Below are 20,979 nucleotides of genomic sequence, written 5' to 3'. Positions count from 1 at the left end.
CGGCCTTTTTCATCCACGCATGGCGTGGACAGGGGCTTCAACGCCCAGGCGCACCGAAATGCCCCAGCGGTGCCCCCGCCAGCAGGTGCATATGGATATGGAACACGGTCTGCCCGGCATGCTCACGGCAGTTCATCACGATGCGGTAGCCGTCCTGCGCGAAGCCCTCGCGGCGCGCGTACTCGGCAGCGGCCAGGGCCAGTTTGCCGATCAGGTGCGCCTGCGAGGGCTGCAGGTCATCCAGGGTCGGAATGATCTCGTTCTTCGGGATGAACAGCACATGCACCGGCGCCTGCGGTGCGATGTCCTTGAAGCCCAGCACCTCGTCATCCTCGTAGACGATGGTGGCCGGGATCTCACGACGGATGATCTTGCTGAAAAGGGTTTCGTTGCTCATGGTCGGCCTCGGCGGAGATGTCTCCCGCATTGTAGGCCGCCCACGCCCGGCCACGTCCGGCCGTTGCTCAATCGCGGAATTCGCTGCGCGTACCGAACGCGTGCGACAGCGTGCCACGATCAACGTATTCGAGCTCGCCGCCCAGCGGCAGGCCCTGCGCCAGGCGGCTGGGCTGTACCTTGCGTGCGCGCGCCAGCTGCGCCAGGTAATGCGCGGTGGCCTCGCCCTCGACAGTGGCGCTGGTGGCGATGATCAGCTCCTGCACCTCGCCTTCGGCCAGCCGTCGCTCCAGCTGCTCCAGGCCCAGTTCGCGCGGGCCGACGCCATCGAGCGGCGACAGTCGCCCCTGCAGCACGAAGTAGACACCGCGGAAGCCGGTGGCGTTTTCGATGGCCAGGCGGTCGGCCGGCGATTCGACCACGCACAGCTGGCTGCGCTCGCGGCTGCCGTTGGCACAGGTCGGGCACAGCTCGGTTTCGCTGAAATCGCGGCACTGCGCACAGTGGCCGATGCGCTCCACCGCCAGCGCCAGGGTCTGGGCCAGGCGCTGGCCACCTTCGCGCTCGCGCTCTAGCAGGTGGTAGGCCATGCGCTGCGCCGTCTTCTGGCCCACGCCAGGCAGCACCCGCAGCGCGTCGATCAATTGTTCAAGCAGGGGTGCGGACACGGCGGTGTGCTTTGATGGCGTCGAGCAAGCTCGACAGCTACGTGTAGAGTCGAGCCATGCTCGACTGAGGGTTGCAGCGGGCGCCTTCAGCAGCAGGCGCCCCGCCAAGAATCAGAACGGCAGCTTCATGCCCGGCGGCAACTGCATGCCAGCGGTGGCCGAACCCATCTTCGACTTCGACTCGGCATCGATCTTGTTCGAAGCATCGTTGAAGGCGGCAGCGATCAGGTCTTCCAGCATCTCCGGGTCGCTGGTCAGCGACGGGTCGATGCGCACCTTGCGGCATTCCTTGGCGCCGGTCAGGGTCACGCTGACCATGCCGCCACCGGCACTGCCGGTCACTTCGATCCTTGCGATTTCTTCCTGGGCCTTCTGCAGGTTCTCCTGCATCTTCTGGGCCTGCTGCATCAGTTGGGCGATGTTGCCGCGCATAGTCTCTTACTCGTCAAAAGAACGGATGGAATCGGAAACAACCCGGGCACCGTGCTGTTGGATCAGCATCTGCACCTCCGGATCGTCCATGAAAACAGCCTCTGCCACCTGCTGCCGCTCACTACGCTGGCGGTCGGCACGCTGATGCAGGGTCTCGGCCGGAACGTGCTCGATCTCCACGGTCTCGACCACGATCTTCGGGGCCTGGCCAAGGGCTTTCTCCAGCATCTCGCCCAGGGCGGCCAGCGCACGCTCAGAGCGCAGGTACTCAAATCCGGGCGAAAGGCCCAGTTTCAAGGTCCCGTGCTGGCAACTGATGAAGGCAGCGTTGGCCGCCAGCTGCCGCGACGGGCCGCTGAGGCCGCTGTTGTCCACCAGATCCAGCCAGTCCTCGGCCGTGGCCAGGTCGCTGACACCTTCCAGCGGCGCGGCCCCCTGCACTGGCGCGGGCTCGGCCGGCGCGATGGCAATGCCTTCAGTGCGGAACGGGCGCTCGGGCGGTGCAGGCTCGCTGGGAGCCACGACGGGAGCCGGCGGCTCATGCCAGGGCGCGACCATGGCGGCGTCTGGCCCCGCCATCTCGGCCGCCAGCGCCTCGTCACGCGCCTCGGTTTCGTCGGTGGCCCACGGCGGCAGGTCGTCGCCCGCTTCCGCTTCAGCAGCCGGTGGAGCGGCCTCGGCCTTCATCGGCGGCGGCTGCACAGGCTCTTCCACCGGAACCGGCTCGGGCTCCGGCGTCGGGTCCGGTTCGGGTTGCGGGGCCGGCTCGGGTTCGGGTTCAGGTTCGCGCGGCGCGGCCTGCACCGGAGCGGCCACCTGCGCCACCACGGCCGGGCTTGCCGAAGCGGCGGCAGTCGCCGGCATCGCTTCGTGGGTACCCGCACCGGTGCCACCACCGGCCGCATTGCCACCCGGCGCATTGCCTGCACCATCCACCGACTTCGGTACCGGCGGGACTGCTACGGCCGGGCGGAATGCCAGCATCCGCAGCACGGTCATTTCGAAACCTGCGCGCGGGCTCGGCGCCAACGGCAGGTCGCGCCGGCCATTCAGCGCCATCTGGTACCAGAGCTGCACCACTTCCGGGCGCAGGCGCTCGGCGAATGCGACGGCGTCCAGGCCTTCGGCAGCGGCCGCACCCGGTACCAGCTGCTGCACCTGGATGCGGTGCAGGCCTTCGGCCAGCGCTTCCAGCACGCCACTCCAGTCCGGTGAGAATTCGGCCAGCGCGGCCACCACCTGCAGCAGGCGCGGGCCATCGCCCTCGGCCAGCGCATCGAGCATCGCCGCCACCTGGGTGCGATCGACCGTGCCCAGCATGGTGCGCACCACGTCCTCGCGCAGCGCGCCGCCGGCATAGGCGATCGCCTGGTCCAGCAGCGACAGGCCGTCGCGCAGGCTGCCGTCAGCGGCCTTGGCCAGCTGTACGATGGCACTGCCCTCTGCCTCGATCTCTTCTGCCGCCAGGATGCGCGTCATCTGGCCCTGGATCTGATCCTCGTCCAGGCGCTTGAGGTTGAACTGCAGGCAGCGGCTGAGCACGGTGACCGGCAGCTTCTGCGGGTCGGTGGTGGCCAGCAGGAACTTCACGTGCTCCGGCGGTTCTTCCAGCGTCTTCAGCAGCGCATTGAACGCCGCCTTGGACAGCATGTGCACTTCGTCGATCAGGTAGACCTTGTACTTGCCGCGCGACGGCATGTACTGCGCGTTCTCGATCACCTCGCGCACGTCATCCACGCCGGTGTTGGACGCGGCATCGATTTCCAGCAGGTCGATGTAGCGGCCGGCGTCGATGTCCAGGCAGGCCGCGCACTGGCCGCACGGGTCGGCGCTGGTGCCCTGCTCGCAGTTCAGCGACTTGGCGAAGATGCGCGCGATGGTGGTCTTGCCCACGCCGCGGGTACCGGTGAACAGGAACGCGTGGTGGACACGGCCGCTGTCCAACGCGTTGCTGAGCGCACGGACCACGTGTTCCTGGCCCACCAGCTCGGCAAAACGCTTCGGACGCCACTTGCGGGCAAGGACGAGGTAGGACATCAGGCCACCGTTTTCCATCGGATGTTCCATTGTGCCATGCCTGTCCAGCCCCCTCGCCAACAATGCGCCCGGATGCGTCCGTGATCTGGGCGCTTGTGTCCGGCCGCGCCGCCCGCTAGAATCTGCGCCCCTGCTGAGGCGTTTGCCGGTGGCAGGGATCCGGAGAGGTGTCCGAGTGGTTGAAGGAGCACGCCTGGAAAGTGTGTAAGCGTCTAAACCGCGCTTCGGGGGTTCGAATCCCCCTCTCTCCGCCAGACAAACGCAAAAGGGCCGCCCACAGGGTGGCCCTTTTGCGTTTGTCTGGCGGATGGGATGGGTGGTGAGAAGCCCCGCCGGGGTTCGACGGTTCTGCAGGAGCAGAACCGGACAGCCGCAGGCTGGTCCCGGGGCGCAACGCGCATCGGGATCGGGTGCAGGGATGCACCCGACAATCCCCCTCTCTCCGCCAGATAAATGAAGAAGCCGCCCAGTGGGCGGCTTTTTCATTTGACTGTCGGCAATCGCCGCAGGCACTGCCGGACTGAACAGGCGCTGCCGCCGTGGCCGGTCCAACGGCCCGCCCGCCGACGGCGCGCGATCGGCCGCGAGTCATCTGCGCCGGAGCAGTCCCCGCACGCAGGCGCCGACGAACGCCAGCCCCAGCAGCACCCACACGACCGTCATTCCCCACAACGCACCGAACGTATCCAGGACCGGCTCCAGCCGCAGTCGCGCCGGGTCGTACAGCACGCGTACCGGCTGCCCAGGCTCATAGCCGAAAATCATGCCGCCCTGCGGGTACGAGATGCGTTGGCCGGTCGCGGTGGTGAACGCGACCTGCGGATGCGATCCGCCGGCGTTCAGACGCTCGACCTGGCCATCAACGGCCTGCGCGACCTCCAGGAACTCAAGACGATGCGTCACCTCGAGGGCGGCCACGGCAAGGCTCAACAGGCCCACCGCGCCAAACAGCAGACCGCGCATGAGCTGGGCAGTCCGGGAAAGAGAAGGGTCGGGCGTCACTGGGCAGCTCCGTTGCAGGCAGGAAGACGAATGGGGCCGGCGGATCCTGCCGCGCGGTCAGTCCCATGTGTCGAAAGCATAGCCCGGAAGCCGCCGCGCCCCGCTGCACGCCATCGCGGCCGCATGCGCCTCGCCATTGCCCGCGAACGACGCACCCGCCTGGTACAGGCGCCTGCGTCCCGAGCCCGGTCATTCGAGTGGGGAAAAGTCACCTGGAAAAGGATCGGCATCGCTCCATGTACCCTGGAACGCTTCGCCCCCTCCCAACGTCTGGACGGTTGAAATGCAGCCGGGCAACTCCATGGCATTTCCCATGAACCTCCGCCTCTACCGCCCCGCCGACGCCAGCGCCTGCCTGTCGATGTTCGACAGCAACGTGCCCACCTATTTCGCGCCCGAAGAGCGCAGCGACTTTGAACGCTTCCTGCGCGAGCAGGCCATGGACTGTGCATTCCAGGTGATCGAGCGCGATGGCAGCATCGTGGCCTGTGGCGGCCTGTCGCGACGCGGCGACGGCAGTGCCGGCTTCTGCTGGGGCATGGTGCAGCGCGCGCTGCACCGGCAGGGACTGGGCCGCGAACTGGCGCTGGCACGCCTGCGCCAGGCCGAAGCGGATCCGTCGATCAAGCGCATCACGCTCAGTACCAGCCAGCACACCCAGGGCTTCTATGCCGGGCTGGGCTTCCAGGTGACGCGGATCGTGTCCAATGGCCACGGCGCCGGGATCGACGCCGTGGAGATGGAGCGGAGGGTCTAGCCCTCCGCCCCGCCCCGGATCCACGCAAGCCTGGATCCAACATCGCCGCACTTCCCTCAGAAGCCTACGCGCAGGTTGATCTGCCCACCCACGTCGCGGCGGCCATCGCCATGCTGGCCCTGCACGAACATCGACAGCTGGCTGTTGCGGCCGAGGCCGACCGCCACGCCCAGCTGGCTGACCAGCGCATTGCGCGCCATCACCGCACTGTAGACATCGAAGGCATTGCCGCCCACCGCGAAGCGATTGCGGCTGGCCACATCGGTGTCACCCGAGGCGTGCTGCCAGCCGAGGCCGACCGTCAGCTGTGCCGGGAAGCGCTCGCCGCTGCCCACGTCCCAGCGCCCACGCACGCCCACGGCGCTGACATTGAGCGTGTCCTTGCCGCCTTCCAGCGCCAGCGCAGCAGTGCCGCCCTGCTCCACTGCGCGATCGCTGTCGACCCAGTGCTTGGTGAACTGCACGTACGGCTGCAGCTGGGTCCTGCCATGGGACCAGGTCCAGCTGCCCTCCACCTGCGCGATGGTCACATCCGAGTCCTGGCGGCTGTACAGGGTCTGGCCCAGCAGCGGCACCTCACGCGTGGTGCGCGTGCGGTAGTCGCCACGCGATACGCCGCCACCGACCGCGAAACCGTTGTTCCACTGGCCCTGTGCATACAGGCTGAACGTGTGGCCACGCAGGCGGGCCCGCGAACTGCGATCGTACAGGCGCGTATCCAGCCGCTCGTTGCCTGCGGCCGCACCCAGCACCACGTGCTCGCCCAGCTGCCAGTCCACGCCCGCCATCAGCGCATTGCGGTTGGAGCGGATGTCATCGCCGTTGCCGTCACCGTCCTGGCGGAACACCTTGCCACTCCCGGCCAGCCAGGCCGAGGCTCGCTCACCACGCACGGTCGGCAGCTCACTGCCCAGGCGCTGGCGGATACCCTCCTCCAGGTAGTTGTCGTACAGCAGCACCGCGCGGCTGGCCGCATGCACTTCACCCGAAAGCTGGTCGAACGCCGCGCGCGCAGTGCCCGCGTCATACATCAGCAGGGTGTTGTACAGGCCCAGCGCCGGGCCGCTCTGCGGCAGGCTGTCCAGCGCTGCGGCAGTGTTGTACTGGTTGCGCGTCGTCGCTGCGGTGGTGAATGCTGCGGTCTGCGCCACGTCTATCTGCAGGTTGGCGGTGTTGGCGGTATAGACCGGCGTAATCGTCAGGAAGGCCGACGGCGAGGTTGCCGAAGCGAACTGCCCGCTCACGCCACCACCTGCATTGACCACCGTGTACTGCTGGCCCTGCTGGTAGCTGGTGCTCGGCGAAATGGTGTTCACCCGCACCGTGCTGCCACCCACGTTTGCACTACCGCCCACCTGCACCGTGTCGCTGCCGGTGGCACCCAGGTCGATGCCCAGCGTGCTGCCCGGCGACAGGGTCAGATTGCCGCCCACCGTAATGGTGCCGGCGCCATTGCCCGCACCGCCGCTGTTGCCTGGACCATTGCCCGGCGCCAGCACGCCGCCGCTGGACACCGTCACGCCGCCACCCGTGCCACCGATGGTCCCGGTACCGGACAGCGTGGTACCGCTGCCGATGGTCCACTGGCCACCGATGTTGCCGGTGACATTCAGGCCACCGCCGGTGACCTGGCCGGTGCCGCTGAAGCCGCCGCTGTTGCCGCCCAGGTTCAGGCCGCCCGGGCCTGCCTGCACGATGCTGCCACCACCGCTGATGGTGCCGCCCAGCGTGGTGGTGCCGCCGGTGTTGATGACCAGGCCACCATTGTTGGTGATATTGCCGGTGATCGAGCCGCTGGCGCCGCCATTGCCGACCTGCACGGTGCCGCCGGCATTGATGGTGGTGCCGCCGGTGTAGGTGTTGTTGCCGGTCAGGACCACGGTGCCGGTGCCGGCCTGGGTCAGGCCACCGTTGCCGCTGATGGTGCCGCCCGCCGTGGTGTTGCCGCCGACGTTGAACACCAGGCTGCCGTTGTTGGCAACGTTGCCGGTGATCGCACCGCTCGCGCCACCGTTGCCGACCTGCAGCGTGCCGCCGGTGTTGATGGTGGTGCCGCCGGTATAGGTGTTGTTACCGGTCAGGACCACGGTGCCGGTGCCGGCCTGGGTCAGGCCGCCGCTGCCGCTGATGGCACCGCCGACGGTGGTGTTGCCACCCACGTTGAACACCAGGCTGCCGTTGTTGACGACGCTGCCGCCGATGGCACCGGTCGCACCGCCATTGCCGACCTGCAGGGTGCCACCGGCATTGATGGTGGTCTGGCCGGTATAGGTGTTGTTGCCGTTCAGGGTCAGCGTGCCGCTGCCGGCCTGGGTCAGGCCGCCACTGCCACTGATGGTGCCATTCAGCGTGGTATTGCCCGCCACATTGGAGAGCAGCGTGCCATTGTTGGTGACGTCGCCGACGATCGAGCCCGTCGCACCGCCGTTGCCCAGCTGCAGCGTACCGCCGGCGTTGATGGTGGTACCGCCGGTATAGGTGTTGGTACCGGTCAGCAGCAACGTCCCGCTGCCGGCCTGGGTCAGGCCGCCGCTGCCGCTGATGGTGCCGCCCAGCGCGGTGTTGCCGCCCACGTTGGAGATCAACGCGCCATCGTTGGTGATGTCGCCAGCGATGGAGCCGGTTGCCCCGCCGTTGCCGACCTGCAGCGTGCCACCGGCATTGATGGTGGTGCCGCCGGTATAGGTGTTGTTGCCAACCAGGGTCAACACGCCAGCGCCGGCCTGGATCAGCGTGCCACTGCCACTGATCGCGCCATCGACTGTGGTGTTGCCACCGACGTTGAACACCAGGCTGCCGTTGTTGGCAACGTTGCCGGTGATCGCGCCGGTCGCACCGCCATTGCCCACCTGCAGCGTGCCACCGGCATTGATGGTAGTGCCGCCGGTATAGGTGTTGTTGCCGGTCAGGGTCAGCGTGCCGCTGCCGGCCTGGGTCAGGCCACCGGCGCCGCTGATGGTGCCGCCCAGCGTGGTGTTGCCGGCCACGTTGGATACCAGCGCACCGTTGTTGGTGATGTCACCCACGATCGCGCCGGTTGCACCGCCGTTGCCCACCTGCAATGTGCCACCGGCATTGATGGTGGTACCGCCGGTGTAGGTGTTGTTGCCGGTCAGCACCAGCGTACCGCTGCCGGCCTGGGTCAGGCTGCCACTGCCGCTGACCACACCGCCCACGGTTGCCGTGGTGCCGAGGTTGTAGACCAGGCTGCCGTCGTTGGTGATGTCGCCCAGCACCGAGCCGGTGCTGCCACCGTTGCCGATCTGCAGCGTGCTGCCACCGTTGATGGTGGTGCCACCGGTGTAGGTGTTGTCACCGCTCAGGGTCAGCGTGCCGGTACCACTCTGCACCAGGCCACCGGTGCCGCCGATCACGCCGGCGAACGTGGTGCTGGCGTTGTTGCCGCCGGTGGTCAGCGTTGCACCGCCCAGCGCCACCGTACTGCCGGTAACACCGGCCAGGCCACCGATGCTCTGGTTGCCACCGGCACTGATGTCCAGCGTACCGGTGCCGGCCAGGTTCACCGTGCTGGCGTCGGACAGGCTGCCGCCCGCGCCCACCGCCAGCGTGCCGCTGTTGATGGTGGTGGTGCCGGTGTAGCTGCTGGCGCCGGCCAGGGTCAGCGTGGCCGCACCATCCTTGGTCAGGCCGCCTGCACCGGAGACCGCACCGGCCAGCGTCAGGTCGTTGTTGCCCAGCACATCAAGCGTGGCACCGGCGCCGAGTGCAACGTTGTTGGCCAGGGTCACCGCCGCGTTGGCATCCAGCGAACCGTTCCCGGCCACGTTCAACGCACCCGTACCGAGCGCGGCATTGTTGCCGACCACCAGCCCGCCGGCATTGAGGGTGACGCCGCCGCTGAAGGTGTTCGCACCGCCCAGCGTCTGCACGCCAACGCCGTCCTTGATCAGCGCTCCCGTGCCGCCGATGGTGCCGTCGAACGTGGTGTTGCCGACGCCGCCGAGAGTCAGCGTGTTGCCACCCAGCGCCACACTCGAACCCGCCACGCCCGCCAGCGAGCCGATGCTCTGGTTGCCGCCTGCGGAGATATCGAACGCGGTACCCGCATTGGCGAGGGTGACCGCACCGGTCGCCGCCAGGCTGCCGCCGGCACCGATCGCCAGCGTGCCGGCATTGATGGTGGTGCCGCCGGTGAAGGTGTTGGTACCGGTCAGGGTTTCGGTGCCGGTGCCTTCCTTGATCAGGCCGCCGGTGCCGGCAATCGAACCACCGAACGTGCCGTTGCTGGCATCGCCGATGGTCAGCGTGTTCGCGCCCAGATTCACCGTACCGTTGCCGATAAGCGTGCCGAACACCTGCGTACCCGCACCGGCCGACAGATCGAAGGTCGCGCCGGTGGCCAGGTTGACGGTGCCACTGGCAAGCAGGCTCGCGCCCGCGCCCAGCGCCAGCGTACCGGCGTTGATGTTGGTGCCACCGGAATAGGTGTTGGTGCCGTTCAAGGTCAGTGTGGCCAGGCCCTCCTTGGTGAGGAACCCGGTGCCGCTGAGATTGCCGTTGAGTGTCAGATCGTTGCTGCCCAGCACGGTCAGGCCGGCATTGAGAACGAAGTTGTTGCCCAGCGTGATCGCGCTGTTGGAATCGAGCGAGGCATTGCCACCCACGGTCACCGTACCCGTGCCAAGCGCGGAATTGTTGCCGACCACCAGGCCACCGGCGTTGAGCGTGACGCCACCGCTGAAGGCATTGGCACCATTCAGCGTCTGCACGCCGGCGCCGTTCTTGATCAGGCCGCCACTGCCGCTGATCACGCCGTTGTAGGTGCTGTCGGCGACGCCGCCGAGGGTCAGCGTGTTGCCGCCCAGCGCCACTGTGCTGCCGGCCACGCCGGCCAGCGAACCAATGCTCTGGCTGCCACCGCCGGAGATGTCCAGCGTGCCGGCACCGGCCAGATTCACCGCGCCGGAGGACGCCAGGCTGCCTCCGGCACCGATGGCCAGCGTGCCGTTGTTGATGGTGGTGCCGCCGGAATAGGTGTTGGCACCGGTCAGGGTCACCGTGGCTGCGCCGTCCTTCACCAGACCACCGGCACCGCTGATGATGCCGTCCAAGGTCAGCCCATTGCTGCCGAGCAGGGTGAGGTTGTTGCCGGCAGAGAGGTTGATGGCGTTGCCGAGGGTGACTGCCAGGCTGCTGTCCAGCGTCGCGTCGGCCCCCACGTCCAGCGCCCCCGTACCCAGCGCGCTGTTGTTGCCGACCACCAGGCCGCCACCGTTCAAGGCCAGACCACCACTGAACAGGTTGGCGCCGCCCAGGGTGAGGATACCCACGCCGTTCTTGACCAGCGCACCGGTGCCGGAAATCGAACCGTCGAAGGTGCTGCTGTCGGCGCCGCCGAGGATCAGCGAGTTGGCGCCGAGGCTGACCAGGGAGCCGGTCACGCCAGACAGTGAACCAATCGTCTGGTTGGCACCGGAACCCGAAATGTCGAAGCCCGCGCCGGCGGCGGCGACGTTCACCGCTCCGGACGAGGACAGACTGCCGCCGAGACCGATCGCCAGCGTGCCGGCGTTGATGGTGGTGCCGCCGGTGTAGGTATTGGTGCCGGTCAGTGTCTCGATACCGCTACCGACCTTGGTCAGGCTACCGGTGCCGGCGATCGAACCGCTGAAGGTGCCGTTGGCGGCGCTGCCCACTTCGATGTTGTTGGCGCCCAGGTTGACCGTGCCGTTGCCAACCAGCGTGCCGAACACCTGCGTGCCATTGCCGGCCGACAGGTCCAGCGTGGCGCCGGTGGCGAGATTGACGGTGCCGCTTGCGGCCAGGCTGGCCCCGGCGCCGAGTGCCAGCGTGCCGGCGTTGACGTTGGTACCGCCGGTGTAGGTGTTGGCGCCGTTCAAGGTCAGCATCGCAGTGCCGTTCTTGGTCAGGCTGCCGGCACCGGAGAGCACACCGTTGAGGGTGAGCGCGCTGGTGCCCAGCACCGTCAGCCCGGCGTTGAGCACCACGTTATTGGCCAGCGTCGCCAGCGCGGTGGTATCCAGCGTGGTCGCCCCACCGACGGTGAGCACGCCGGTACCCAGCGCGGCATCATTGCCGAGCACCAGGCCGCCGGCATCGAGCGAGACGCCGCCGCCGAAGGTATTGGCACCGGACAGGGTCTGCACCCCGGCGCCGACCTTCACCAGCCCGCCACCACCACTGATCACGCCATCGAAGGCCCCGTTGGTCGCGGTGCCGAATGTCAGCGAATTGCCCCCCAGCGCCAGTGTGGTTCCGAGCACGCCGTTGAGCGCACCGATGGTCTGGTTGCCGGTCGCGCCGGAGATATCGAAGCCCGCGCCGGCATTACCGAGCGTGAGGTCGCCAGCGGCAGCCAGACTGCCCCCCACGCCCAGCGCCAGCGTGCCGGCGTTGATGGTGGTGCCACCGCTGTAAGTGTTGGCGCCGTCCAGTGTCAGCGTGGCGGTGCCGTTCTTGATCAGGCTGCCATTGCCGGACACGATGCCGCCCAGGGTCAGCGCATTGCTGCCCGCTACGGTCAGCGCCACGCCCGAGCCAAGGTTCACCGCGTTGCCCAGCGTCACCGCGGTGCCGGCATCCAGCGAAGCACTGTTGTTCACCGCCAGCGTGCCGGAACCCAGCGCCCCGTTGGCGCCCACCACCAGGCTGCCGCCGTTCAAGGTCAGGCCGCCATCGAACGTGTTGGTGTTGTTGAGCGTCAGCAGACCCGTACCGTTCTTGACCAGGCTGCCGTTGCCAGCCACCACGCCGCCGAGGGTGACATCATTGGTGCCGCCCAGCGTCAGTTGCGTACCGGCACCAAAGTTCACCGCGTTGGCCAGGTTCAGCGCCACGGTACTGTCCAGCGTGGTGGTGCCACCGATGCCCAGCGGACCCGTGCCGAGCGCACTGGCGTCGCCGAGAATCAGGCCGCCCGCGTTGAGCGCAAGGCCACCGCTGAACGTGTTGGCGCCGGACAGCGTCTGCACGCCCGTACCGGTCTTGATCAGGCCACCGGTACCGTCGATCACGCCGGCAAAACTGCCATCGGCGGCACCGCCGAAGGTGAGTGACTGCGCGCCAAGCAGCAGCTGGCTGCCTGCCACGCCGTTCAGTGCGCCGATGGTCTGCGCTGCACCCGCTGCGGAGATGTCCAGTGCCGCACCGGCGCCCGCAAGATCCACTGCACCGGTTGCGGCAAGACCGCCGCCCGCTCCCAGCGCCAGCGTGCCTGCGTTGATGGTCGTGCCACCGTTGTAGGTATTGGCGCCAGACAACGTCAGCCGCGCCGTACCGTCCTTGATCAGCCCGCCAACACCGAATACCGGGCCGGCGAGCGTCAGGTCATTGCTGCCCAGCACCGTGAGGTTGGCGCCGGCGGCGAGGCCTATGTTGTTGGTCACGGTGAGCGCCGATGCTGCATCCAGCGAAGCGTTGCCGCCCACGTCCAGCTGGCCGGTACCCAATGCCTGGGCATTGCCCAGCTGCAGCAGGCCCGCGTTGAGGCCAACACCCCCGCTGAAGGTGTTGGCTCCGTTCAACGCCAGTGTCGCCGCACCGTTCTTGACCAGGCCGCCAGTGCCGCTGATGACACCGCCCAGCGACACGTCCTGGCTGCCCAGCAGATCCAGCACCGCGCCTGCACCGAGGTTGACGTCGTTGGCGAGATTCAGGGCCACCGAACTGTCCAGCGTGGTATCGGCCCCCACCGACAATGCACCGTTGCCCAGCGCGCCGGCATTGCCCAGCAGCAGGCCGCCGCCGTTGACGGTCAGCCCCCCACCGAAGCTGTTGGCGCCATTGAGGGTCAAGGTGGTGGCACCGTTCTTCACCAGCCTGCCCGCACCGGACACCACCCCACCCAGCGTGATCGCCTGCGAACCCGGCAGCGACAACGCGGCGCCTGCACCCAGTGCCACGTTGTTGCTCAGGTTCAGCGGCGCACTGCCGTCGAGCGAGACGTTGCCACCGATGCCCAGTGTCCCCGTACCGAGCGCGCCGCTGTTGCCCAGCAGCAGGCTGCCCGCGTTTGCGTTCAGTCCACCGCTGAAGGTGTTGGTTCCGTTCAAGGTCAGTGTCGAGGCGCCGTTCTTGACCAGGCTGCCGGTGCCCGTGATGTTGCCGGCCAGGGCCAGGTTCTGGCTACCCGGCAGGGTCAGGGCCGCGCCGAGGTTGATCGCACTGCCCAGGTTCAACGCTGCCGTGGCATCCAGCGACCCGTTGCCACTGACTGTCAGCGCGCCGCTTCCCAGCGCACCGGCGTTGCCCAGCACCAGCCCACCGGCCGCAAGATTCACCCCACCGCTGAAGGTATTGGCACCGGTCAGCGTCTGCACGCCGGTACCCTGCTTGATCAGCCCACCGGTGCCGCCGATCACGCCGGCGAAGGTCTGGTTGGTGGCATCACCGAAGGTGAGCGTGCTGCTGCCCAGCGTCACCGTGCTGCCGGCAATACCGGACAGCGCGCCGATGGTCTGGTTGCCGCCGAGCGAGATGTCCAGGTCCGCGCCAACGCCGGTCAGGCTGACCGCACCGCCGGCGGCCAGGCTTCCGCCGCTGCCCACCGCAACCTTGCCGGCATTGATCGCCAGGCCGCCGATGAAGGTATTTGCGCCACCCAGCGTAAGCGTGGCCGCACCGTTCTTGACCAGGCTGCCGGTGCCACCGATGGCGCCGCCCAGCGTCAATGCATTGCTGCCCAGTACATTCAGCAGGCCACCTGCGCCGAGGTTGATGCCGTTGCTCACGCTCAGCGCCGCGCTGGCATCGAGCGTTGTCGGACCGCCGACATTCAGCGCGCCGGTTCCGAGCGCGCCGGCATTGCCCAGGACCAAGCCACCGGCATTGAGCGCCAGCCCACCACCAAAGGTATTTGCACCGTTGAGCGTCAGCGTGGTCGCACCGCTCTTGACCAGGCTGCCGGTGCCACCGATCACGCCGTTGAACGTCAACGCCTGGTTGCCGAGCAGATTGAGGCTGGCACCCGAACCGAGGTTGACCGCGTTGCCCAGTGCAAGCGCCCCCGTGGTTCCATCGAGCGTCACGTCGCCGCCGACACTGAGCGCACCGCTGCCCAGCGCAGCAGCATTGCCCAGCAGCAGGCCGCCGCCGTTGAGTGCCACGCCGCCACTGAGGTTGTTCACGCCCGACAAGGTCTGCACGCCGGTGCCCAGCTTGACCAGGCCACCCGTGCCTGCGGCGAACGTGCCGCTGTAGCTGGTATCGCCCAGCCCCGCGAGGGTGAGCGTGTGGCTGCCCAGGTTGACCGAACCGCCGAGGCCCGCCAGCGAACCGATGGTCTGGTTGGCGGCCGCCGAAAGATCCAGGCTGGTGCCGACGCCCAGCGTGATCGCGCCGGTGGGCGACAGGCTACCGCCCGCGCCCAAGGCCAACGCGCCCCCGGCCAGGTTGAAGCTGCCGCTCAGCAAATTGGCACCGTTCAGGGTCAGCGTGCCCGCACCGTTCTTGGTCACGTTGCCGGCACCGGAAATCGAGCCACTCAATGACAGCGCATTGCTGCCCAGCAGGTTCAGCGAGCCCCCGCCATTGACCACCAGGTTGTTGCCCAGGTTGAAGCCCGCCGTCGTGTCCAGCGAGGCGCTGCCACCTATGGTCAGATTGCCGCTGCCGAGTGCACCGGCATTGCCCAGCAGCAGGCCGCCGGCATTGAGGTTGACGCCACCGGAGAACAGGTTTGCGCCGCCGAGAGTAACGATGCCGGTGTTGTTGACCGTCAGTCCGCCAGCACCTGAAAGCACGCCATTCAAGCCGAACGCATTGGTCCCGGCCAGGGATAGATTGCCGCCGAGGCTGAAAGCGTTGGCCAGATTCAGACCGGCCGTGGAGGATGCGATGGCACCGCCGTTGGCGGTGAACAGCCCTGTGCCGAAGGAACCGGCATTGTTGAAATTGACCAGGCCATCATTGAGCGTGGTCGCGCCTGCAACCGCCCACGCACCCTGCAGGTTCCAGGTGCCGCTGTTGACGGTGAGTTTCTGGAAATTGAGGTACTGGTTCCAGCCCAGTGTGGTCACCGCTCCGCCGGTGCCGGCCCCCGGACCGCTGACGACGTTCTGCAACACCAGCGTGTTGTTGGCCGCACCACTGCCGGTACCGGCGTCGACCGATCCCGCAGCCGCAACCTTCACCCCGGTAACACCGGTAATCACGCCGGCAAGAGCGCCGCCGCCGCCGCTCACAACGCTGGAACCCGACACTGCGGTGAAGGTGTTGCCGCCGGTTGAATCACCCAGGTGAACGCTGCCACTGACCGCCCCCGCATTGAGGAACGTATTACCGCCAGAAGCGCCTAGGCCGACACGCCCGTCGATGGTGCCGGTGTTGGTCACATTGGCTGCCGCACCACCGTACGTCACCACGGTAGTCGCGTCGGAAACGCTGCCTGCGCCGATCAACGACGTGCTGATCAGGCCGGCGTTGTTGATGGTGGTGGTGCCGTTGACATTCTGTGCCACCAGCGCCTGTCCACCGAAGCCCAGCAGCGTTGCGATGTTGACGACACCCTTGATCTGTCCGCTGGCATTGTTGTTGACGACGATCGCGCTGTTGTTGGCAGAAGCATTGCCGATGACCAGGCCGGGCGAGGCGAGGATGATCGAGCTCGGATCGATCGTGCCATTGTTGTTGACCGTCACGTTGTCGCCGGTCAGCGTTGCTGCGTTGCCGCCGCCTACGATCGGCGGCGTACGCAGCAATGCACCCGCGTCGATGTTCAGCGTGAGGCCGTTGGTCGCGTTGGAGTAGTTGTTGATGTTGGTGGTGCTGTCGCAGTTTACGGTTGTGGTGCCCGTGCACGCTGCGAATGCCGGTCCGCTGGCCAGTGTGGCGGCCAAAGCCGCCGCCAGCTGGTGCGCCCGCAATCGCGGCACCCGCCCTGCGCTGGCCGCGCTTCCGCCGGGATTGCGGGCGATCTCCGAAGCAACCTGCATTACCCCAAGGGCACGATTGAAAACCAGACGGTAAATGCGGTTCATCGGTAAATCTCCATGAAAAGACCGGATGGCACAGCTGGCAGGTTTTTTGGAGACAATGCGGCCCACCCCGGCTCCCGATGCGGGAACAAGGTTCGAGGGCATTAACTCCTGAAAATCTTCACATCTTCACGCGATCGCACCCGGTGACAGGTACGACAGCGTGTCCCTCAAGGCGAAAACTCCCCGGTTTCGCCCGACGAATGGCGGCACTGTGCGACCGTCGGTGCCAGCGGCATGTGAATCACGCTCGTTATTTTCATGACGTACGTCAAATAAAACGGGCGGACAAAATGGTCTTGCCGAAAATGCATATACCTGCCGAAAGCGGAGATTCCTTTCCCCGCCTTAAGTAAATCATTCAGCTGCTCGAGAGTTTCATCAGCACCAGGCCGGAAACGATCAGCACCGCTGCACCGATCCGCATCGGGCTGACCTGCTCGCCGAGGAACACGATGCCGACCACGAATGCACCGACCGCGCCGATGCCGGTCCAGATTGTGTAGGCAGTGCCCAGCGGCAGGCTGCGCATGGCCACTGCAAGCAGCCAGAAGCTGGCGATCATGCCGATGATCGTGACCACGGTGGGGGTGAGCCTGGTGAAGCCTTCGGACTGCTTCATGGACACGGCCCAGACGATTTCCAGCAGGCCGGCGAACAACAGATAGATCCAGGCCATGACAGCCCTCCTCTTGGTAGGGCCAGGCCGTCCTGGTCAGTGGTTCCCGATGTGGGGGAGGCCGTTCCTCCTGGCCGGCATTGTAGCAACGCCGGTCGCGCCGGGCCCTTGCCAGCAGACGCGGGTTACAGCCGATTCAGTGCACGAAGCTGGCGTCGATGTACCTGCCTGCGCTATAGTTGCCGTCTGCCATCGGTCAGCCGATGCGCAGTCCGGCTGTGGTCTCCGGCGCGTCGCGCGCTGCTTCCCCTGATCGGTGAACACCGGTCGCCCCTTGGGCGGCCAACGTCTCTATGGTGGCCCCGTCGGCCCCTCGCGACGCTAGGTCGAAAATCCCGCCAGGGCCGGAAGGCAGCAACGGTATCGATCGACGCGGGCGCCGAGGTCAGCCGGCGGGGCCATCGCCTTTTCGGGCGCCCCACGGCCCTGGTAGCCGCCAATCTTGATTGGCGCCCCTCGCCGGGCATGGCCCACCGCTACCGCGCCTGCGGCGTTCCCTGATGGAACACCACACGCCACCCCTGCGCATGCCGACGCCACAGCGAACTGCGCAGCACCCAGCGTTGCGCCTGGCCATCGACGTGATGGCGGCTGCGGTAGCGCACCTGGGCCAGGCCCTAGGCCAGCAACCACACGGCGTACTGTTCCGATTCAATCAGCACCTGCGCGCGCTCCAACGGGATCTCCAGCAACGCGGCATCACGACCGTAGCATTGTCCGGAACTGCCGATCTCGCTGAAATCCTCGTCCAGCAGGGCCGAAAGGGCCTGGCGGTCACCCCGCACCTGCGGCGCATGCAGCGCGCGTTCCAGCGCCTCCAGTTCGGCGGCCAACGCTGCGTCCGCAGGCTGGCCCACGTCGATCACGCCGGATCCTGCGCCAGTACGTGCGGCGCGGTCGGGCTGGCCAGGGGCACGCACTGCCCCGGCTGCGCAACACGGTGCCCCCGCGCCGCCAGCGCCTGGCCATCGGCCACGCTGGCATAGTGGTAGAGCATCATCCGCGCCCGCAGCTCGGCGCTGTACTCACGCTCCAGATCGTCCACGCCGGTGTGCGACGGATTGCCGTGCAGGCCGCAGTCGTGGGCGATCAGCTCGTTGTCATTGGCGAAGCGGGCCAGCATCTCCGGAATCGGCCGGGTATCGCCGCTCCAGGTCAGCGCGCCCTGCAGGCGCAGGCCATAGGCCGTCTCCGGCCAGTGGTGGCGCACTGGGAACACCTCCAGGCGCACTCCCTCGTGCCAGAACGCATCGCCCACCACGATCAGCTGGAAGGCATCCCAGAAGTTCGCACCGCCCTCGGCCAGCACGTTCGGATAGTCACCGATGCGCTGGTGCAGCAGCGGCACCACCGTGGCCGGCACATACAGGCGCACCTTGCCGCGCTGCTGCGCATTGAAGAAGGTGTCCACGAACAGCCGTTCGAAGCCGGCCACGTGGTCAAGGTGCACATGGGTCACGAACAACGCCTGCGGCATGTGGCCGTAGTGCGCCTTGAATGCGGTCAGCCCTTCACCACCACAATCAATGGTCAGCCACGGACGCCCATCCCGCTCGATCACCGACATCGGCGACCCCAGCTCGACCGCCGACGCATTGCCGACGCCGAGGAAACGCAACGACCAATCCATCAGGTGCCCCGGTTCCAGGCCATGTCATAGGCACGGCGCAGCCGCGCGTAGTCCTTCTGCACATCTTCCACGCTGCGCTCGCCGCGCAACTTGATCAGCGAGCGCAGCAGGCGCTTGAGGTTGCGTTCGCGCCAGGCGGTGGCCGGAATGCGGATCACCCCACGGTCGAAGTCGATCAGCCAGCCATGGCCGTTGCCATCGAACAGGATGTTGTGCGCGTTGAGGTCGGCATGGTCCAGGCCGGCACGATGGAAGCGGGCGATCAGCCGCCCCGTCTCCTCCCAGGGCGCGCCCCGGCCGGCGACCAGGGCGCGGTCGGCCAGCGAGCGCACGCCCTCGATCCGCTCCATCAGGATCGCGGCCCGGTAGCGCAGGCCCTCGCGCATGTAGAACGCGGCGATCGGCCGTGGCACCGGCAGCTTCTTCTCGCGCAGCGCGCGCATCAGCCGGAATTCGGCGAAGCTGCGGGTCCGGTCCGAACCGCGCCACAGGTACTGGTCGTGGCTGAGCTTCGCGGCCAGGCCGCCCCGCAGGTAGTGCCGCAGCACGCTGGCCCCGAACGGCGCATCGACGAACCAGGCGCTGCCGCGGCCGCCCTCGCCCACCGGTCGGGCCCTGCTGCCCCAGTGCTGGGGCGAGAACAGGCCGATGTCGGCTTGCCGCAGCCGCTCGCGGTCGAACAGAATGGCCCCGATGCCGCGACCCTCGCGGCATGGCGTCAGCGCTTCATTGGCGTCGAATGCGACCATTTCATTGAGTCTAACAACACATGGCATCAGCGTCCTCCTCCTTGTGCCTCCTGCGCCTGTCCGCACTCGGCGACGTCACCCACGTGGTGCCCCTGGTGCGCACCCTGCAGGCTGCGCGCCCGGACACGCCGATCCACTGGATCATCGACAAGGTTGGCCACAAGCTGCTTGACGGCCTGCCCGGTGTCACCTTCCATGCCTACGACAAGAAGAGCGGCATGGCTGGGGTCAAGGAACTGCGCAGGCAACTGCCACCGGGGCGCTTCGAGGCGCTTCTGCAGATGCAGGTCGCATTCCGCGCCAACCTGCTGTCAGCCTTCATTCCGGCCGAGCGCCGCATCGGCTACGACCGCAGCCGCTCCAAGGACCTGCACGGGCTCTTCATCAACGAGCGCATTCCTGACCGCCCCGGCATCCATGTACTGGATGCCATCGGCAGCTTCTGCGAACCGCTGGGCCTGCGCCAGACCGAAGTCAGCTGGGATCTGGCCGTGCCGCCCTCCGCCTTCGAGTGGGCCGCCGCGCAGTGGCAGGACGATGGCCGCCCGGTGCTGATGATCTCGCCCTGCTCCAGCCACGTGCGGCGCAACTGGTATGCGGACCGCTATGCAGCGGTGGCCAACCACGCCGCACAGCGCGGTTGGCGGGTGGTGCTGTGCGGTGGCCGCAGCGAACTGGAGCGCCACATGGCCGATGCGATCCAGGCGCAGCTGCAGACGCCGGCACTGGACCTGGTCGGCAAGGACACGTTGAAGCAGCTGCCTGCCCTGCTGGCCCGCGCCAATCTGGTGATGACCCCGGACTCGGGCCCGATGCACATCGCCAACGCGATGGGCGCCAAAGTGCTGGGCCTGCATGCAGCCAGCAATCCGGACCGCAGTGGCCCGTACTCGGACCGCCGCTACTGCGTGGACCGCTACGATGATGCCGCGCGCAAGTACCTGGCCAAGCAGGCGGCGGACCTGAAGTGGGGCACCAAGATCGAATTCGACGATGTGATGGAACTGATCACCGTGGAAGACGGTATCGCTGCGTTCGAACGCTACGTCGCCGACCACCTGGGGTGATCGGCAGCCTGCCCGGGTTTACGTGCGCTGCGCGTAATCCTGGTAGGACTTCTCTTCCACGTACGCCGAGCCCAGCGCCAGGTTGATCGCCTTCTTGATGCGCGCGCGCTCGTCGTTGCGCAGGTAGACACTGCGCGCCAGGTCGATGAAGCCCTGGTCGAACGCCTGCACCTTCTCCTTCAGGCGGATGTCGTCCTCGATGTCCCACAGCTGCTCGTTGACCGCCTTCAGCTCGGCACGCAGCCTGGCGATGTCCTTCACCGCGGCCGGGTGTGCCATCCAGGTCTGCTCCAGCGCCGACAGCTCCTTGCGCACATTGGCCAGCTTGCCCTCGTCGCTGATGCGCTCGGACTTGATCTGCAGGATCGAGATCTTGTCCAGCAGCTCGCCGAAGGAAACGGGGACGAGGATTTCAGCGGTCATCGGGAAAAGCTCCAGCAGGTGATGCGTACATGTTAACCCGCAGCGTACGCACGGATATCCCGGGTAGATCCACGCCATGCGTGGATGAGCCTGCCAGCAGGAACAGCATCCACGCACCGCGCGGATCTCCCGTGATGCATCTGGAGGACCAAGCCCCTCTGTTGAGGTGCTGCCCCGACAGGGG

General features: G+C 67.2%; 12 protein-coding genes, 1 tRNA gene, 1 other RNA gene and 1 pseudogene. 4 read left to right on the top strand and 11 right to left on the bottom strand.

Going from position 1 to position 20,979, the window contains the following annotated elements; translation table 11 throughout:
• Positions 1–37: 37 nt before the first annotated feature.
• The 4 genes from N5C25_RS00075 to dnaX all read right to left on the bottom strand — a co-directional run bounded on the left by N5C25_RS00075 (position 38) and on the right by dnaX (position 3,551).
• On the bottom strand, positions 38–397 hold the full coding sequence (locus N5C25_RS00075) for a histidine triad nucleotide-binding protein (protein WP_005408300.1): 360 nt from the start codon (positions 395–397) through the stop codon (positions 38–40).
• A gap of 67 nt (positions 398–464) precedes the next feature.
• On the bottom strand, positions 465–1,064 hold the full coding sequence (gene recR / locus N5C25_RS00070; protein WP_058979448.1) for a recombination mediator RecR: 600 nt from the start codon (positions 1,062–1,064) through the stop codon (positions 465–467).
• Between the two features lie 111 nt (positions 1,065–1,175).
• Positions 1,176–1,496: a YbaB/EbfC family nucleoid-associated protein gene (locus N5C25_RS00065; RefSeq protein ID WP_019659509.1), complete on the bottom strand. Its 321-nt coding sequence runs from the start codon at positions 1,494–1,496 to the stop codon at positions 1,176–1,178.
• A gap of 6 nt (positions 1,497–1,502) precedes the next feature.
• Positions 1,503–3,551 (bottom strand): DNA polymerase III subunit gamma/tau, encoded by a 2,049-nt coding sequence (dnaX, locus tag N5C25_RS00060; protein WP_279936105.1) that lies wholly within the window; start codon positions 3,549–3,551, stop codon positions 1,503–1,505.
• Between the two features lie 143 nt (positions 3,552–3,694).
• On the opposite strand from dnaX, the gene N5C25_RS00055 reads away from it, so the two are divergent.
• Positions 3,695–3,787: transfer RNA gene (locus N5C25_RS00055), tRNA-Ser, on the top strand.
• 334 nt (positions 3,788–4,121) lie between these two features.
• Here the strand turns inward: N5C25_RS00055 and N5C25_RS00050 are convergent.
• Positions 4,122–4,496, bottom strand: a complete 375-nt coding sequence (locus N5C25_RS00050) for a DUF3592 domain-containing protein (RefSeq protein WP_021204514.1) — start codon at positions 4,494–4,496, stop codon at positions 4,122–4,124.
• A 352-nt stretch (positions 4,497–4,848) separates the two neighbouring features.
• Here N5C25_RS00050 and N5C25_RS00045 point away from each other — a divergent pair, with 352 nt between their 5' ends.
• Complete coding sequence (locus N5C25_RS00045) at positions 4,849–5,292, top strand: GNAT family N-acetyltransferase (protein ID WP_058979454.1); 444 nt, start codon at positions 4,849–4,851, stop codon at positions 5,290–5,292.
• Between the two features lie 56 nt (positions 5,293–5,348).
• Here the strand turns inward: N5C25_RS00045 and N5C25_RS00040 are convergent, their stop codons facing one another.
• A complete protein-coding gene (locus N5C25_RS00040; RefSeq protein ID WP_279936101.1) occupies positions 5,349–16,250 on the bottom strand; it encodes an autotransporter-associated beta strand repeat-containing protein in 10,902 nt (3,633 codons plus the stop codon).
• Positions 16,251–16,608: 358 nt separating this feature from the next.
• Entirely contained in the window at positions 16,609–16,926 is a 318-nt protein-coding gene (sugE, locus tag N5C25_RS00035; protein WP_005415486.1) for a quaternary ammonium compound efflux SMR transporter SugE, read from the bottom strand.
• A 302-nt stretch (positions 16,927–17,228) separates the two neighbouring features.
• Between sugE and ffs the strand changes: the two genes are divergently transcribed.
• Positions 17,229–17,325, top strand: an RNA gene (gene ffs / locus N5C25_RS00030) — signal recognition particle sRNA small type.
• Between the two features lie 77 nt (positions 17,326–17,402).
• On the opposite strand, the pseudogene N5C25_RS00025 reads toward ffs, so the two are convergent.
• The 3 genes and pseudogenes from N5C25_RS00025 to N5C25_RS00015 form a co-directional block, all read right to left on the bottom strand.
• A pseudogene (locus N5C25_RS00025) lies at positions 17,403–17,792 on the bottom strand (DUF4440 domain-containing protein).
• Positions 17,789–18,556 (bottom strand): MBL fold metallo-hydrolase, encoded by a 768-nt coding sequence (locus tag N5C25_RS00020; RefSeq protein ID WP_058980311.1) that lies wholly within the window; start codon positions 18,554–18,556, stop codon positions 17,789–17,791. Before N5C25_RS00020 ends, N5C25_RS00025 begins: the two are co-directional and overlap by 4 nt.
• Positions 18,556–19,305 carry a 3-deoxy-D-manno-octulosonic acid kinase gene (locus N5C25_RS00015; RefSeq protein WP_021204519.1) on the bottom strand — a complete coding sequence of 250 codons (750 nt, stop codon included), beginning with the start codon at positions 19,303–19,305 and terminating at the stop codon, positions 18,556–18,558. The genes N5C25_RS00020 and N5C25_RS00015 overlap by 1 nt, the downstream gene beginning before the upstream one ends.
• Before the next feature lie 20 nt (positions 19,306–19,325).
• On the opposite strand from N5C25_RS00015, the gene N5C25_RS00010 reads away from it, so the two are divergent.
• Complete coding sequence (locus tag N5C25_RS00010; RefSeq protein ID WP_058980312.1) at positions 19,326–20,372, top strand: glycosyltransferase family 9 protein; 1,047 nt, start codon at positions 19,326–19,328, stop codon at positions 20,370–20,372.
• Positions 20,373–20,390: 18 nt separating this feature from the next.
• On the opposite strand, the gene N5C25_RS00005 is transcribed toward N5C25_RS00010, so the two are convergent.
• A complete protein-coding gene (locus N5C25_RS00005) occupies positions 20,391–20,795 on the bottom strand; it encodes a DUF6165 family protein (RefSeq protein ID WP_058980313.1) in 405 nt (134 codons plus the stop codon).
• Positions 20,796–20,979: the final 184 nt, after the last annotated feature.

Source organism: Stenotrophomonas sp. GD03958, from assembly GCF_029839005.1.
Taxonomy (GTDB): Bacteria; Pseudomonadota; Gammaproteobacteria; order Xanthomonadales; family Xanthomonadaceae; genus Stenotrophomonas; species Stenotrophomonas hibiscicola.
Note: the sequence above shows the minus strand (reverse complement) of the source record. Positions and strands in the feature narration are given on the sequence as shown.